Consider the following 17,166-nt stretch of genomic DNA (forward strand, 5'->3'; position numbering starts at 1 on the left):
TTGAGAGGAAATGAATATGAATTTTGCAGAACTCCACAACCAGGATCAGCCCCTGCTTATCGCTAACGTTTGGGACGCCGCCAGTGCTGTCGCAGCGCAAGAAGCAGGCTATCAGGCACTGGGAACGTCCAGTGCAGCAATAGCGTCCATGCTGGGATATGAAGACGGGCAGGGAATGCCGTTTGATGCGTTATTTTATGTGGTCACCCGTATCCGGGCTGTCAGCAGCCTGCCATTGAGCGTTGACATGGAAGCAGGATATGGTGATTCAGCCGAAGAGATAGTCGCTAATCTCAGGCGCCTTGCTCAGACAGGCGTAGCAGGCGTTAACCTTGAAGACAGCAGAGTTATTAATGGTAAGCGTCAGCTTGACGATATCTCTGATTTTTCCCGTAATCTGAGAACAGTATGCAATGCGCTGAGAAGCGAAAACTGTAGCCTGTTTCTGAACATTCGGACTGACACTTACCTGCTCGGGCATGAAGACGCATTGCAGGAGACGATATTACGGGGTCAGAGCTATAAAGCTGCAGGTGCTGATGGCCTTTTTGTTCCCTGTCTTACGTCAGAGAAAGACATCAGCCTCATTGCAGAGGCAACGGGTCTGCCTCTGAACGTCATGTGTATGCCCGATCTTCCGTCGTTCGACAGGCTGAAGCTGGCCGGGGTAAACCGCATTTCAATGGGCAATTTTGTTCATTCAGCCATGCAGTCAACGCTGAGTGATGTAATGCATGCGATTCGAACTCGTCAGTCATTTGCAGGACTTTTTAGCGATGAAAATAACCGATAAGAATTTGTGTGATATCTGGTATCAGGCATTGCTCGAACGAGATTCAGAATATACCGGCGTATTTTTTGTTGGCGTCAAAACTACTGGCGTATTCTGCATTTCGGTATGCCGGGCGCGAAAGCCCAGGCGCGAAAATGTTGAATTTTATAAAGATGCCAAATCTGCCCTGGCGGACGGCTTTCGTCCCTGTAAGGTCTGCAGACCCGCTGAAAATGCGCACAGCGCGCCATTATTTGTTGAACAGGCGCTTGCGCTTGTCAGGCGCGATATTAAATCCCGTGTGGCTGACGCGCAGCTTCGCCAGCACGGAATCAGTCCGGAGCGGGTAAGACGCTGGTTCCTGCAACATCACGGCATCACTTTTCAGGCTTTCCAGCGAATGCAGCGGGTGAACGTTGCCCTGCAGGAGCTAAAAAGCGGACGAGCGGCTACTGACGTTGCGCTGGACAATGGCTATGAATCCCTGAGCGGGTTTGGTTACATCTACAAGCGGCTTACTGGCGCAGCGCCGACTCAGGCAACCGAGGTGATTGTCATTCATCGGTTTACCACTACGCTTGGGCCTATGTTTGTCTGCGCGACAGAGCGGGGAGTGTGTCTGCTGGAGTTTACCGATCGCCGGATGTTAGAAACGGAATTCCGCGATATCCAGCGTTTATTTAACGCCAGAATTGTCACCGGAGAAAACAGCCATACCCGGCAGACAGTAAAAGAAATCAGCGAGTATTTTGCCGGAACTCGCCGACAGTTTGAGCTCTCTGTGGATGCCCCGGGCAGTGATTTTCAACAATCCGTCTGGCATGAGTTGCGTGCAGTTCCCTATGGACAGACTTCGCACTATCAGGCCATTTCGCTAGGGATGAATAAGCCTAATGCTGTGCGCGCCGTCGCTGCAGCTAATGGTGCAAACCGGATTGCGATTGTGATCCCTTGTCACAGGATAATTGGCAAAGATGGAAAGATGACGGGTTACGGCGGTGGTATTTCGCGCAAAGAATGGCTCATTGAGCATGAGCGAAACAATGTATGATGGCGTAATGTTCCATTGTTGCCGGAATATTTTACGAACTTTGCGGGATAAAATGCAGACACAAAAAAGCCCGCAGGGCTTGCGCCGTGCGGGCTCTTAGGACTTCATCGGATGACTCTGGTAATCACCGATGGAGAATTTTGGTGCTGGCGGAGTCTGAATTGGTTGTGTAATTCATTGAATTAATTTGAATAACTGCTAGTTCAACTTTTCTTAGGTGCCTATTTGGGTGCCTAAAAGTTTTTTCTCCCTTTGATGAGAAAGAAGACGAGATAGGGACTGTGCGTGGTGATATCTAGTTGAGTCGTCACACTGAAAAACAGATTTGACCTGGTAACCATTTCTTGCGCAGCAAACGCGCCGCGCATATACGGTTTGGGCTTACCTTTTATCAAACGCTTAGACTACTATTCGCCTGCGAAATTTTTTGGATAAAAGCCATCATCACCAATGCAGCATCGAAAAATGCTTAATTAAAAATGCTCACGCCTGCATCCCCTTACCCCGTGCCAGGTTAATTCTTTCAACGCATTCCTTAAACGCTTTAAGTTGCTCCGTAGAGAGTTCAGATTCATCAATTTTGACCAGAAGAGCGTTGAGAGAGCGTTCAATATCATTTTTAATTAACCGTAAGCAGATAACCTTAACCCAACGTGGAGAGAGCTTACTGAGGCCAATTGCTCTTGTGATTTGTAATTTCATGCGATGCCTCTCAACCGCCAGTGTGCCGGTTTTCAACCTCGGTTATAACACGCAATGGACAGGACTTCTGTTATTCCTTCGCCTAAAATTTAGCATGAAGCGCTTAGCTTGGGTGCAACCAGGATTTCATTAAACATCAAAATTAGTTTTGCATCATGACGCGCAAGCGCCACGTCATAACCAGAGTTACTAGTTCACCTCAAGGTAGTTTTTCATATTCTGACACAGGATGGGATATCTCCTTTGTGCCATAGTGGATGTTATTAATCTCATGCAGTATGGATTCACGAAAAATATACGTTAAATTTTGTCCTGATTGACACGGGATGAAAGCTCCTGATAGCTCTCTTTTCTCTCGCTGTAACGATCTGCAAGATAACCAGTTTGTCCCTTAAGCAGCACCGTGATTTTAAACAGCTCCTCGGCTACATCGACGATACGGTCATACCATGACGAAGGTTTCATTCGGCCGTTTTCGTCGAACTCTTGCCATGCCTTAGCAATGGAGGACTGGTTGGGGATAGTGAACATCCGCATCCATCGGCCCAGAATGCGCATTTGGTTCACCGCATTAAAGGACTGCGAACCACCGCAGACCTGCATCACTGCAAGTGTCTTGCCCTGCGAAGGACGAACCGCGCCTTCACTTAAGGGTATCCAGTCTATTTGCGCCTTCATCACCGCGCTCATCGTCCCATGCCGCTCAGGGGAACTCCACACCATCCCGTCACACCATCTGACCAGGCCGCGTAGTTCGGTGACCTTAGGGTGCGTGTCTGGCGCATCATCAGGCAGGGGTAAACCAGAGGGGTTAAAGAATTCCACCTCCGCGCCCATTGCAGTCAGAAGACGACCGGCTTCCTCCGCGGCAAAGCGGCTGTAGGAGCGCTCTCTTACTGAGCCATACAGGATAAGAATCCGTGGTGGCGCTTGCAGGTTCATACGTTCAGCGATGTGTTGATCAAAGAATTCAATATTAAGGGCAGGAAATTGTTCCATTTTTCTCCTCCGGAGAGAGTAGATGATTTCAAATTTAACACATATGATTTATCATATATATATATTCTAAAGGGAACGGAGTGAAAAATGCTACAACCTGTTCAGCTTTTCAAAATCCTGTCGGATGAAACTCGGCTCGCCATCGTCATGATTCTCCGGGAGTCAGGAGAACTGTGCGTTTGTGATATCTGCGCAGCCATTTCCGAATCACAGCCCAAAGTCTCGCGACATATGGCTATCCTTCGTGAGGCCGGGCTGGTTCTGGACCGTCGTGAAGGCAAATGGATCCACTATCGTCTGTCACCCCACATACCGGCATGGGCAACTGAGACAATCACGACGTCCTGGCAGTGTATGCGGGAGGATTTGTGTAAATGGCTGGATAAATCAGCCTGCACCTCCTGCTGAGAAAAGAAAACAAATTCACATAATCATATATAACGGAGTCTGAGATGCTTTTGGCGGGGAGTATATTTTTACTGACGTTGATACTGGTGATCTGGCAACCCGGAGGCCTGAGTATTGGCTGGAGTGCGAGTATCGGGGCTGTGCTGGCGCTGGTAACTGGAGTCATCCATATCGCTGATATTCCCGTTGTCTGGAATATCGTCTGGAACGCGACAGCGGCATTTATTGCGGTCATCATCATCAGCCTGCTGCTCGATGAGTCCGGCTTCTTTGAATGGGCCGCACTGCACGTCTCCCGCTGGGGTAACGGACGTGGCCGCCTTTTGTTTAGCTGGATAGTCTTGCTTGGGGCTGCTGTTGCTACACTGTTTGCCAATGACGGAGCCGCACTGATCCTGACGCCGATCGTAATTGCGATGCTGCTCGCACTGGGATTCAGTCAGGGCACGACACTGGCCTTTGTCATGGCCGCAGGATTTATTGCAGATACGGCCAGCCTGCCGCTCATTGTTTCTAACCTGGTGAATATCGTCTCGGCGGACTTTTTCGGTCTGGGCTTTACGCAGTATGCCTCCGTGATGATCCCCGTAGATGTGGCCGCGATTACGGCCACGCTGGTCATGCTGCATCTCTTCTTCCGCAGGGATATTCCGGTGACGTATGACGTTTCGCTGCTGAAGACGCCTGCCAGTGTGATAAAGGATCCGGCAACGTTCAGGGCGGGCTGGATTGTCCTGTTTTTGCTGCTTGTCGGTTTCTTTGTTCTGGAACCTCTTGGGATCCCGATAAGTGCGATAGCCGCTACTGGCGCAGCAGTACTGTTCATAGTGGCGAAAAGAGGTCACGCCATCAACACAGGAAAAGTCCTGCGCGATGCACCATGGCAGATAGTTATTTTTTCACTGGGCATGTACCTGGTGGTCTATGGCCTGCGCAATGCAGGGCTCACGGAGTCTCTGTCTGACGTGCTAAACCTGCTGGCAGAAAAGGGGTTATGGGCAGCAACGTTCGGCACCGGCTTCCTGACCGCGTTCCTGTCGTCGGTAATGAATAACATGCCGACGGTGCTGATTGGTGCGCTGTCGATTGACGGAAGTACGGCGACAGGCGTCGTCAAAGAGGCAATGATTTATGCCAACGTGATTGGCTGCGATTTAGGCCCGAAAATCACTCCGATTGGCAGTCTGGCAACCCTGCTGTGGCTACATGTGCTGGCACAGAAAAACATGACCATCACCTGGGGATATTACTTCCGCACCGGCATAATCATGACCCTGCCCGTGCTTTTCGTCACTCTGGCCGTGCTGGCGTGGCGGCTCTCTGTCACCTTGTAGCGAGATATTGATATGAGCAATATTACCATCTATCACAACCCGGCCTGTGGCACCTCACGTAACACGCTGGAGATGATCCGCAACAGCGGCAACGAACCGACAATAATTTATTATCTCGATACTCCCCCGACCCGTGATGAGCTTATTAAACTTATTTCAGATATGGGGATTACAGTGCGCGCCTTGCTGCGTAAAAACGCTGAACCTTATGAACGCCTGGGTCTTGATGAAGAGAAATTTAGTGATGAGCAGTTGATTGATTTCATGCTTCAAGATCCAATCCTGATTAATCGGCCGGTAGTCGTTACGCCGCTCGGTACTCGTCTTTGCCGCCCTTCGGAAATAGTGCTGGATATTCTTCCGGAAGGTCAGAAAGGAGCGTTTACCAAAGAGGATGGCGAGAAGGTCATTGACGAAACGGGAAAGCGGGTTAGGTAATCTGTCCACTTCAAGATATCGGACGCCTGTTTAATCTACGAGGGCGTCCGCTTGCCGTTCACTAAAGACCTCCAGCCTACTAACCCCGTCCGCATTATGCTATGAGAGGAAATACTGTGGTGTTGGCTGCATTACAACTGCGTAATGTCACCATTAATACCTTCTTTACCCAGTTTATAGCGCAACATAATCTCTTCATGAAACACCTTGTTGAAGCCGGTTACGAACCAGATGCTTCTCGACGATCCTCTAAGGATGGTTGTGGGCTATCCGTAAAAAGAGCCGGGTATGCCCGGCTCTTTTTTAGCTGATTTCGAAATCTTTTAATTCCCCACCTTCAGCAATCAGATTTGAGATCCGCTTCGGCATTCGCCCCTGACCTGACCATGTTTTTGACTCTCCAGTTTCGTCAGTATATCGATACTTCGCGGGGCGGGGGGAGCGCGTCCTTTTAGCCTTACCCGGAGAGCCAATAGCAGCTAAAAGTTCGGAGGGGTCGATACCCTCATCAAGCATCATCTGACGAAGTGTTTCCAGTTTATCGCGGCGCTGACTTTCATTTGCAAGACGTAATGTCTCTTCTTCTCGTCGTTCTATAAGAATAATTTTAAACTTTTCCAGAACATCTTCCAGTACATCTAATGACATTTCACGAGTCTGAGAACGTAAGGTACGGATATTGTTTAACTGTGTAAGAGCATCTGACATAAAGAGACCTTTTAAAGTTTTTTCGTTGTTCAGCAAATACCAATGTCGACGGTTGCTCATCAACCCGATTTTTCTTACTGAGCATTTTAATCCGATTGGTACATATTGTTATTAACGAGGTTTAGACTACTTATATAAATCTCTTATCGCAAGACAAAATTAAGAAGAATGTGCAAGAACTAAATTACAACTCCTACGAAATGTCCATGCATTTTTGAAGGTACTTAAAACTATGATGCCAGGAGTTATCCGGAGAGCCTTTTTATACCCTCATAACTTATTGCTTCAGTCACACCTGATGAGATTTAAAATGAGGAGAGGCAGCGCCGCCACTTAGCAAGGTTTTTCACAAATGGCAAGATGGCACGCAGGGGGGAGACACCTGCATTTTGTCAGAGGGTAGCGAATTACTCTCTCTTTATAGAGGCGTTTCTAAAAAAGTGTAATGTAAAAAAAAGCCTGCTGTTAGCAGGCCATAAATGCTTTTAACTCATTTTTTGTTCGATTCTGATAAATAGGGTAAGCATGCAATTAAACGTGGAGCAGAGAGCATGACAAAAATTCTATAAATATTTCCTGGCCGCATCAAGTATCTCCTGTGACGTTAACTCCCTGTCAGTAGCCACGTAAACAATACCATGATCGCCAGTTAAGGAAGGAAAACCTGCAGACATAATCCGAAGATGTGTTTCTTCACCGTTTGGATATTCCTGCCTGATAGAGGATATACCTTCCAGAACGGTCATGACTTTACAGGATTCAGCATTAAAGAAAACAAGGACTTTAATCATATTCTATTACCCTGTTCTCTCATGGATATTAACTGGCAGATGCCATTAAGGTCAAAGCCATTACGCACTTCTTATTTAACATGTGGTTAGCTTGTGCTTTTAGACTTTTTATGCAGTAGTACTGCACTTCATCACATCGCTTAGCATACTCATAATTTTGAAAAATATGCTGATCAGATATTAAAAATAAACGACTTTCATCTGATTTAAGTTATTTATCTGTCTACTCAGGAATAATCCTTCATCGTTATCGCAGACCCACAATGATTTATTTATCGCAAAGTGTTACGTTTGCAGCAGCAGGACCCTTGTCTCCGCGGTGAATGGCGAATTCAACTTTCTGACCTTCAAATAAAGTTTTAAAGTTGTCGCCATTAAGTGCAGACAAATGGACAAAGATATCTTTGCTGCCATCAAGAGGAGAGATGAAGCCAAAACCTTTGTCTTCGTTAAACCATTTAACCAGGCCCATAATTCTCGAGGTCATACTGACTCCGTTATACATGATTGTATTGATAGTAAACGTATAAGATTAAACGTATGGACTCAAAAGAGGGGATATCAACGATAGCACCTGGTAATGAGAACTGCCCGGAAAATTTCTAACTTTCATTAGTACATCGAACTGATGGGATTCATTAAGGCACAGGGAATCGATATAAGCAAATTATCTTTTAGCCGTCCAGAGGTCCTGTAGGGAAAATAAAAGTGGCTGAATGCCATTTTCAATGTATAGTCTTTAAGTGTTTTCAATAAGGAATTGACTTGTCCCATAAAATGACAGGAATTGTCAAAAGCTTTGATATTCTTAGTGGTAAAGGCCTCATCATCCCATCTGATGGACGAAAAGACGTTCTGCTTCACATTTCAGCCGTTAACTCTCGCTAATCAGAATTACGCATCCCTGGAAGCCGCATAGAGTTTTGCCGGATAAACGGTCTCAGGGGGCCTGTGGCTGCGAACATTTATCTTTCCTGATTTTCAGTATGTCAAAATAGATAGATTAAAACTTAACCACATGTGGTACGGTGAAGCTCATTCATTGAAAGGTTAATGGTTATGTCTGTTATCAATTACGCAATGAAATTCTTCAGCAGTGCGTCTACTGCCACTGCTGCCTGTCCTGTTTGTGGCTTAAAATCAGTACAACCGTTGTCAAAAATCCGGCTCAACCAAACCATGCTTTGCCCCGGATGTAAGGCTCTGTTTATCTCCCGACGCTAGCTCGACCAAAATCGCAGAACAGAGCTCATGTCCTATACTTATGTTAGATTCCGGCAGCTGTTAAATCCCTGATGCCTGACGCCCATCCTGAGAGAACGTTTCTGAACTGATTTCGCAACTGCTCCTGCGCGCTAACGTCGCATCAGAGCAATGCTATGAAAATGATCCCCAGAGCGTGGTTTAACCGCTCCCGTATTCTGATTAATGCTGCCGAAAACATAACGTTTTCGGCGAACGATCCTGCCGGTGAAAGCTCGCCGCGGTCAGAACTCTTTTCGACCGTCCAGATGGAACGCTACGGCCAGAAGCTGGCGCGGACTCATAAAGTATCACCGGATAGGCATCCTTATTATCTTCTGAAACGGCTTGGCGACAATGAGGCCGTCATTACCCAAAACTGCTATGAGCTTAACGCGGGTAAAAAGACCAGTATCATGCCCGCCGGTGAATGGCTGCTGGACAATTATTATCTGATTGAGGAACAAATCCGCACTGTCCGCCAGCATCTGCCGAAAAGCTTTGGCAAAGGTCTTCCGTCGCTGGTATCGCCGTTGAATTGCCCACGAATTTATCATATTGCATCAGAGGCCATTGCTCACGGCGATGGCCGCTGGGATGCCGCCAGCCTGACCAGCTATCTCACTGCCTATCAACAGGTGACGCCGCTGACGCTGGGTGAAGTCTGGGCGTTACCGGGAATGCTGCGCCTTGCGCTGATTGAAAATCTTCGTCGTATCAGTATGGAAGTGATAAAAGCGCAGCAGGACAGAAACCTTGCTGATACGTGGATAACAAGGATTGTCGAATGTGCAGAGAGTGCGCCTGGTGATTTAATCATGGTGGTTGCCGATATGGCGCGCTCCCGACCTCCGTTAACCAGTGCGTTTGTCGCAGAGCTGGTGCGGCGCCTGCAGGGGCATGGCAACGCGCTGTCGTTACCTCTGACCTGGGTTGATCAGTGCCTTCGGGAACAGGGGATCACCACTGATGTTCTCATACATAGTTTCAATCAGCAGCTTGCCGCCAGCCAGCTGTCCGTCAGTAACAGCATCGCGGGCCTGCGTTTATTGAGTGAAACGGACTGGGCTGATTTCGCCGAAACGATAAGCGTTGTCGAACAGGCATTACGCAATGATCCTGCCGGCATCTATCCCCGGATGCATTTCAATACCCGGGATCATTACCGGCACGTAGTTGAGGTTCTGGCCAGAGACAGCGGTCTCAGCGAGCCTGAGGTTGCTGAGAAGGCGCTGGCGTTTTCAGAGGAAAAAGCGCCTGATACACCGGAACATCATGTTGGTTATTATCTTGCGGGCGAAGGTCGACAGGCGCTGGATATTCATCTCCTGGCAGACGCCTCAAGGCTCATACGCTTGCGGCACAGTTTCAACAGAATAACCCTGCTGTCATGGCTTGGAAGCCTGGCGTTGCTGACAACCGCAGCGACCGCAGCAATATTGCACGAAACCGCCATGCAGGGCGCAGACTGGCTATTGATCGCGGTGATATTACCTCTGATTATCGCATTAACTCAGTTAATGAGCGATTTGCTCAGTGATGCAACCACCCGTTTTCGCGTTCCTCGACCCTTGCCGGGGATGGATTTTTCTGCCGGTATTCCCGCTGACAGTGCCACCATGTTAGTCATTCCCTGCATGTTGACCAGCCACGAAAGTTTCAGCCAGCTCCTCACCAGTCTTGAAGTCTGCTGGTTGGGGAATGAAAACGAAAATCTCAGGTTCGCGCTGCTCACTGATTTTGCTGATTCTGAAAATGAACCCTCGCCGGAAAGTCACGCGCTGCTCAGACAGGCTATCGCCGATACGCAGGCGCTTAATCGCCGCTACCCCTCCGGCCGACCACGTTTTTATCTGTTACATCGCCAGCCTGAATGGAACCCCTCGGAAGGCGCGTGGATGGGCTATGAACGCAAGCGGGGAAAACTGGCGTTACTGAACAGCTGGTTGCGCCATCCCGGAACGCAATTCGTCAGCGTTGCAGAGATGCCTGCCCACCTTTTACCGGGTCACATAAAATACGTCATTACCCTGGACAGCGATACGGTGCTCCCGCGCGATACGGCACACAAACTCGTCGCGACGATGGCGCATCCGCTGAATACGCCTGAGTATGATCCGGTACGCCAGAGGGTTGTCAAAGGATTCGGTATTTTACAGCCCGGTCTTGCGGAGGAGATACCACGCAACGGTCAGGGGCGTTACGCAGCCCTGCGCAGCAGCGTACCGGGCAATAACCCTTATTCGATGATGTCTTCGGATATTTATCAGGATCTCTTTGGGGAAGGCTCGTTTGTGGGCAAAGGGATTTACGATGTTGATATTTTTATGCAGGCCACTACCAACATCTGCCCGGAAAATCTGGTACTCAGCCACGATCTGCTTGAAGGATGCTATGCACGTTCGGGTCTGCTGAGCGAGGTGTTACTGTACGAACAGTACCCTAATAATTATCTGTCGGATGTTGCACGACGTTCACGCTGGATCCGGGGTGACTGGCAACTGCTTAACTGGCTAAAACCACACGTCAGAAAAGCCGATGGAACCCGGGTCAGGAATCCGCTGACCGCGCTTTCTTACTGGAAATTACTCGATAATCTACGTCGCAGTCTGGTCGCCCCCTCCTTACTGATATTGCTGTTCTTCACTCTGCTTTGGGTACCCAATCCGGTTTACTGGCTGGGCATACTGTTGCTGATATGGTTGTTGCCAGCCATCCTCTGCATTAGCCACGACCTTCTGCATAAACCTCTGCGTCGCCGCGTGAAGCCGCATCTGTTACTGGTGGGGGCGGGCGCGCTAAAGCGTCTGTCAGGTATCAGCCTTAATTTTGCGATACTGCCGCACGAAGCCGGATATTCGCTGAAAGCGATCGCCGTGACGCTATGGCGACTGGGGATAAGCAGGCGTCACCTCAGCCAGTGGGTCAGCCACAGCCAGGACAGCAGTCAGGCCAGACCCACTGTTGCACGTTTTTATCAGGCGATGTGGCTGAACGCTGCCGGTGGCGTGGCGCTGACAATACTGACCGGACAATTTGCCCCACAGCTGCTGGGGATTGCGTTACCGATCGGTTTGGTATGGTGTGTGGCACCGCTGCTGATGAGCTGGCTGAGTCGCCAGCCCGTGCGAAAGGTTTTTTCGCCTAATCAGGAACAAAAACAGCTGTTACGCCAGACAAGCCGTGAAATCTGGGCTTTTTTTGAAACATTTGCCACAGCAAAAGAGAACTGGCTTCCGCCTGATAATTATCAGGAAATACCACAACCGACGGTGGCACACCGAACTTCTCCTACCAATATTGGTCTTTCACTTATGGCTAACCTGACGGCATGGGACTTTGGCTACCTGCCTGGCGGAGAGGTGCTCCGGCGCGTGTCGCTCACGCTCGACACGATGGATAAAATGGAGCACTACCGGGGCCATCTCTACAACTGGTATGACACCCGTACGCTGGTCCCCCTCAGTCCACGCTATATCTCCAGCGTCGACAGCGGCAATATGGCCGGGCATTTATTGACCCTGCGTGCAGGCCTGTCCGCCATGCGTCATCAGCCTGTTTTAAGCAACCAACAGATACTGGCAGGACTGAACGATACGCTGGATATTCTGGAAAAACAGTGGGGTAAGAACCCACCTGACAGCCTGAGACTGCTGCGCAAGCATTGCCTGAACGCGGTGTCGCTCTCTCCGCAGGCGCTTTTCAGCGAACTGAAAAGCATGCGCACCCAGTGCAACCATCTGACCAGCGCATGTCATCAGGGATCTCCTCTTCAGATGCGCTGGGCTGGACATCTGGAGCATCAACTGGTTCAGCTTTGCCATGAGTGGTCTCTGTTGCTTGGCTGGTTGCCTGCATCCTGGAATGAACAGATGCTGCCGACGCTGAGCGAGCTTGCCCGTCCGACATTAACCGGTACAGGAACGCCTCCGGCGTCAGTGGCGGAGCAGGCCCGAATGCGACTCAATATTATCACCGAGCTGGAACAGCGGCTGGATGAGCATGCCCGGATGGATTTCGCCTTTCTGTACAGTGAAGCAACCAGTCTGCTCAGCGTCGGTTATAACTGTGACACCAATATGCCTGACAAGAGCCACTACGATCTCCTGCCGTCTGAAATCCGCCTGACCAGTTTTCTTGCCATTGCGACTAATCAGCTGCCTCTTAAAAGCTGGTACGCGCTGGGTCGATTGTTTACCACGATTGATAATGAAACTGCCCTGATGTCATGGAGCGGATCCATGTTTGAATATCTGATGCCGAATCTGGTGATGCCCACCTGGCCCGGCAGCCTGCTCGATGAAATGAGTCAGTCGGCGGTTATGCGCCAGATTCACTGGGGGAAAGAACGCGGGGTACCATGGGGTGTTTCAGAGTCTGGCTATCATGCTTTTGATGTTCAGCATAATTATCAGTATCAGGCATTTGGCGTACCGGGGCTCGGTCTGCGCAGGGGACTTGCCGATGACATGGTTGTCGCTCCTTACGCCACGCTGCTGGCGCTGATGGTTTCCCCGCAGAAAGCCTGTGAGAACCTGTTCAGGCTGCAAAAAAATGGTGCATGCGGAGAATACGGTTTTTATGAAGCGCTGGACTATACCCCCTCACGTCTTGCAACCGGTCAGCTCTATGCGGTGGTACAGTCCTGGATGGCGCATCACCAGGGTATGGCATTTCAGGCGCTGGCTCATGTGCTGCTTGATGCCCCCATGACTGAACGCTTTATGTCCAGTACGGTATTCCGGTCAGCGAGTCTGCTGTTACAGGAGCGCGTGCCGGATGCGGTCGATCTGTACAGTCCGCGCCGTCATTTTGAATCTCATGAGGGCATGGTCAAACCCGTTCGCTATGAACCCCGTATTTTCTATAGCGTGGATACCCCCGCCCCGGATATTCAACTCCTGTCCAACGGCCATTATCATCTGATGTTGACCGCGGGCGGCGGCGGTTACAGTCGCTGGAATGATATTGCACTAACGCGCTGGCGCAGTGATACCACCCGTGATAACTGGGGAGCATTCTGCTACATCCGCGATACCCAGACGGGAGATGTGTGGAGCAATACCTGGCAACCAACAGGCTACACCAGCGGACAAGACGAGGAAGTGTTGTTCACCGATGCGGGGGCAGAATTCAGACGCAGCTTAGGGGGACTCAGCGTCAAAACTCAGGTGGTGATCTCTCCGGAGGATGATGTTGAATTGCGACGGCTCACACTGATTCATCGTGGTCGCAAGCCTCGCTCTCTGGAGCTGACAACCTATGCTGAAGTGGTACTGGCACCTGATGCCAGCGATCTGGCACACCCGGCATTCAGCAATTTGTTTATTCAGACTGAGCTGGCTCCTGAGCGTGACGCTATTCTTTGCCACCGGCGCCCGCGCTCACCGGATGAACCGGGCCCTTGCCTGTTTCACATGATGGTGGTGCACGGCGATAACCGACATAACGTGTCGTTTGAAACGGACAGGGCAAGGTTTATTGGACGTGGCAGAAACCCTGCGAATGCCCAGGCAATAGAGACGGGAGGGATGCTAGGCAACACGTCGGGCTCGGTGCTGGATCCGATACTGGCAATTCGCAACGCCATTATTCTGCAGCCGGGGCAGCCGGTTACGATTGATATCATTTATGGCATCAGCGAGACCCGTCAGCAGAGCCTGGCGTTGCTGGAGAAATATCGCGATTACCCTATCGCCGATCGCGTCTTTGAACTGGCCTGGTCTCACAGTCTGGTGGTATTGCGCCAGATGAACGCCAGTGAAGATGATGCCACGTTGTTCAATAGTCTCGCCAGCGCTGTGCTTTACCCTGTCCAGGAGCTGCGCGCCGAAGGCCAGGCGATCGGCCGCAACCGGCGTGGCCAGTCCGGACTGTGGGGCTGGGCAATTTCAGGGGATCTGCCGATAGTGCTGCTGACTATAACCAGCGAGGAAAGTATCACCTCAGTGACCACACTGATTCAGGCACACCGTTACTGGAGACAGAAAGGGCTGGATGTTGATTTAGTTATCCTGAATAACAGCCCCGGCGGCTACCAGCAGGGATTACAAAATCAGATTATGGAGTTAATTTATGCCGGGTCTGAAGCCAGTCTGCTGGATAAAAAGGGCGGGCTTTTTGTCCGCAACGGTGAGCATCTCTCCGCTGAGGATAAGTTGCTTTTGATGAGCGTGGCCTGTCTTTATCTTGATGACCGCGCAGGGGGTATTAATGAGCAGCTTAACCAGCGTATTCATACCCTGAAATCGCCGGCAAGGGCATTCATTCCGCGTGCTGTGCGCGAGCGTAATCAACATACGGACTGGAGCCCTGATACCAGTCAGTTATGCCATTTCAATGGGTACGGTGGATTTTCTCAGGATGGGCGGGAGTATCAGATCGTCCTTCGGGAAAATGCGCTTACACCGGCTCCCTGGTCGAACATACTGGCAAATTCTCGTTTTGGCAGTGTGATCTCAGAGGCAGGGCAGGCCTATACCTGGTATGAGAATGCCCATGAATACCGGTTGACGCCGTGGGAGAACGATCCGGTGAGCGATCGCAGCGGCGAGGCATTTTACCTGCGCGATGAAGAGAGCGGGGAGTGCTGGTCGCCGACGGCTTTACCTGTTCGCGGACACGGTGATTACCTGACCCGCCATGGTTTTGGCTACAGCGTTTTTGCCCATCGTGAGAGTGGTATAGACAGCGAGTTGACGGTCCTGGTTGCTGAAGAAGATCCGGTTAAACTGGTGCTACTGACGCTCAGTAACTCTTCGGGACGGACACGTCAACTTTCCGTCACAGGCTATGTAGAGTGGACGCTCGGAGAAACACGAACGCGCTCAGCCCCTCACATTGTGACACATGTGGCCAGAACGCCCGGCGGCTGCGGGATACTTGCGAATAACTTTTATGGTGATAATGGTGGCGGCCGAACTGCATTTTTTGCCGTCAGCGGTAATGACTGTTCTCTGACAGGGGACCGCCGGGAGTTTATTGGCCGTAATGGTTCCCTTCACGCCCCTTCGGCTATGAAACTGCAAAAGCTTTCTGGTAAGACGGGGGCCGGTCTGGATCCCTGCGGAGCGGTGCAATCGGCGGTTACATTAATTGACGGGGACCAGAGGACGTTTATTTTTATCCTCGGCGCAGAGGAGAATGATGTCTGTGCTCAGGAGACGCTGGCCCGCTACATGAACGAGGATACGGTCCGCCAGGAGCTGAACCGGATTCATAATCACTGGCACAATGTTCTCGATAAAATCGTAGTTAACACCCCCGACACGTCCGTAAATTTACTGGTTAATGGCTGGCTGTTGTATCAGACGGTCGCCTGCCGTCTTATGGCCCGGAGTGGCTACTATCAGTCTGGCGGTGCATTTGGTTTTCGCGATCAGCTGCAGGATACGCTGGCTCTGAGCCACGCTGCTCCGGACCGGATGCGTGAACAGATAATACTCTGTGCATCACGGCAGTTTATCGAGGGGGATGTGCAGCACTGGTGGCACCCGCCACACGGCAACGGTGTGCGTACCCGCTGTTCCGATGACTATCTTTGGCTGCCGCTTGCTGTTTGCCACTATGTTGAAACGACGGGGGATATGGATGCACTGGAAATACGCATTCCTTATCTGGAGGGACGCTCGCTTCAGCCTGGTGAAGAGTCTGTCTATGACACGCCGGTCATCAGCGGCACCGAAGAGACACTCTGGTTACACTGCGTCAAAGCTATTCACTATGGACTTCGCTTCGGGGAGCATGGCCTGCCGCTGATGGGGGCTGGTGACTGGAATGACGGGATGAACCGGGTGGGTATCGAAGGCAAAGGTGAAAGCGTCTGGCTGGGCTTCTTCCTGTACGACATTTTGCAGCGGTTTGCAGCGCTGGCGGAGCGCAGGCTGGATGAAAGCGTCGCCGCGATGTGCCGTTCACAGGCTCTGCGCCTGCAAAGTAATCTCGAAGCCCACGCCTGGGATGGGGAATGGTACCGGCGCGGGTATTTTGACGATGGCACTCCCCTGGGATCGAAAACCTCACAGGACTGCCGGATTGATGCGATTGCGCAGAGCTGGTCTGTATTGTCCGGCGCCGCGAGCCCGGGACGGTGCGCAAAGGCCATGCAGGCGCTGGATAAGCACCTTGTGGATAACGAAGGAGGGCTGATCAAACTGTTAACGCCTCCTTTCGACGGACACGGTCCAAATCCGGGCTACATACAGGGGTACCTGCCCGGCGTGCGGGAAAACGGAGGGCAGTATACGCATGGCGCCATCTGGGCAGTGATGGCCTTTGCCCGAATGGGGAATGCCGGACGAGCCTGGCAACTCTGGTCAATGCTCAACCCTATAAATCATACCCTGAATGCGGACTCTGTCGGGATTTATAAAGCTGAGCCTTATGTCATGAGTGCTGATGTCTACAGCGTCGCTCCCCATACCGGACGTGCAGGGTGGAGCTGGTATACCGGTTCCGCAGGCTGGGCCTGGCGTTTACTTACCGAGGAATTACTGGGGATAAAACGTTCCGGCACTGACTTTAGTGTTCATGCCAGGTTACCGGATGAGTGGTCGTCTTTTTCTATGGCATATCAATATGGTGAAAGCCATTATCAGATTAGTGTTTCACGCGGCGATGCAGAATATTGCGTGACGCTGGATGGTGTTCTCCTCCCTGATGACAGAATACCGCTGAAGGATGATGGACAAAACCATACGGTTGAGATCATTCAGAACTGAC

Annotated in this window: 12 protein-coding genes and 1 pseudogene; 8 read left to right on the forward strand and 5 right to left on the reverse strand. The window is 50.8% G+C overall.

What is annotated here, in order from left to right:
* The first annotated feature begins 16 nt into the window (after nt 1-16).
* On the forward strand, nt 17-793 hold the full coding sequence (locus HBA26_RS10795) for an isocitrate lyase/phosphoenolpyruvate mutase family protein (protein WP_088204879.1): 777 nt from the start codon (nt 17-19) through the stop codon (nt 791-793).
* Complete coding sequence (locus HBA26_RS10800) at nt 777-1,823, forward strand: methylated-DNA--[protein]-cysteine S-methyltransferase (RefSeq protein ID WP_045631577.1); 1,047 nt, start codon at nt 777-779, stop codon at nt 1,821-1,823. The genes HBA26_RS10795 and HBA26_RS10800 overlap by 17 nt, the downstream gene beginning before the upstream one ends.
* A 483-nt stretch (nt 1,824-2,306) precedes the next feature.
* On the opposite strand, the gene HBA26_RS10805 is transcribed toward HBA26_RS10800, so the two are convergent.
* Together HBA26_RS10805 and arsH are read right to left on the reverse strand one after the other, a co-directional pair.
* On the reverse strand, nt 2,307-2,525 hold the full coding sequence (locus tag HBA26_RS10805; protein WP_010434242.1) for a hypothetical protein: 219 nt from the start codon (nt 2,523-2,525) through the stop codon (nt 2,307-2,309).
* 300 nt (nt 2,526-2,825) lie between these two features.
* Entirely contained in the window at nt 2,826-3,524 is a 699-nt protein-coding gene (gene arsH / locus HBA26_RS10810) for an arsenical resistance protein ArsH (protein WP_024274591.1), read from the reverse strand.
* Nucleotides 3,525-3,611: 87 nt separating this feature from the next.
* Here arsH and HBA26_RS10815 point away from each other — a divergent pair, with 87 nt between their 5' ends.
* The 3 genes from HBA26_RS10815 to arsC are packed head-to-tail and all read left to right on the forward strand — an operon-like array spanning nt 3,612 to nt 5,704.
* Nucleotides 3,612-3,932: a metalloregulator ArsR/SmtB family transcription factor gene (locus tag HBA26_RS10815; RefSeq protein WP_024274590.1), complete on the forward strand. Its 321-nt coding sequence runs from the start codon at nt 3,612-3,614 to the stop codon at nt 3,930-3,932.
* 44 nt (nt 3,933-3,976) lie between these two features.
* On the forward strand, nt 3,977-5,266 hold the full coding sequence (locus HBA26_RS10820) for an arsenic transporter (protein ID WP_024274589.1): 1,290 nt from the start codon (nt 3,977-3,979) through the stop codon (nt 5,264-5,266).
* Nucleotides 5,267-5,278: 12 nt separating this feature from the next.
* Nucleotides 5,279-5,704, forward strand: a complete 426-nt coding sequence (gene arsC, locus HBA26_RS10825) for a glutaredoxin-dependent arsenate reductase (protein ID WP_024274588.1) — start codon at nt 5,279-5,281, stop codon at nt 5,702-5,704.
* Nucleotides 5,705-6,007: 303 nt separating this feature from the next.
* Here the strand turns inward: arsC and HBA26_RS10830 are convergent, their stop codons facing one another.
* The 3 genes from HBA26_RS10830 to HBA26_RS10840 all read right to left on the reverse strand — a co-directional run bounded on the left by HBA26_RS10830 (nt 6,008) and on the right by HBA26_RS10840 (nt 7,690).
* Nucleotides 6,008-6,412 carry an H-NS family nucleoid-associated regulatory protein gene (locus HBA26_RS10830; protein ID WP_024274587.1) on the reverse strand — a complete coding sequence of 135 codons (405 nt, stop codon included), beginning with the start codon at nt 6,410-6,412 and terminating at the stop codon, nt 6,008-6,010.
* A 563-nt stretch (nt 6,413-6,975) separates the two neighbouring features.
* The gene (locus HBA26_RS10835) at nt 6,976-7,203 is read right to left on the reverse strand and encodes a hypothetical protein (RefSeq protein WP_010434226.1); all 228 of its coding nucleotides are present in this window, start codon (nt 7,201-7,203) and stop codon (nt 6,976-6,978) included.
* 268 nt (nt 7,204-7,471) lie between these two features.
* Nucleotides 7,472-7,690 (reverse strand): cold-shock protein, encoded by a 219-nt coding sequence (locus tag HBA26_RS10840; protein ID WP_012543040.1) that lies wholly within the window; start codon nt 7,688-7,690, stop codon nt 7,472-7,474.
* A 278-nt stretch (nt 7,691-7,968) separates the two neighbouring features.
* Here HBA26_RS10840 and cspF point away from each other — a divergent pair.
* The 3 genes and pseudogenes from cspF (at nt 7,969) to HBA26_RS10850 (ending at nt 17,165) form a co-directional block, all read left to right on the forward strand.
* Nucleotides 7,969-8,181: pseudogene (cspF, locus tag HBA26_RS10845) on the forward strand (cold shock-like protein CspF).
* Nucleotides 8,182-8,262: 81 nt separating this feature from the next.
* A complete protein-coding gene (locus tag HBA26_RS22905) occupies nt 8,263-8,427 on the forward strand; it encodes a YnfU family zinc-binding protein (protein ID WP_213076230.1) in 165 nt (54 codons plus the stop codon).
* Nucleotides 8,428-8,582: 155 nt separating this feature from the next.
* Nucleotides 8,583-17,165 (forward strand): glucoamylase family protein, encoded by an 8,583-nt coding sequence (locus HBA26_RS10850; protein WP_024274586.1) that lies wholly within the window; start codon nt 8,583-8,585, stop codon nt 17,163-17,165.
* Nucleotide 17,166: the final 1 nt, after the last annotated feature.

Source organism: Enterobacter sp. 725m/11 (genome assembly GCF_011683705.1).
GTDB classification, from domain to species: Bacteria; Pseudomonadota; Gammaproteobacteria; order Enterobacterales; family Enterobacteriaceae; genus Enterobacter; species Enterobacter bugandensis.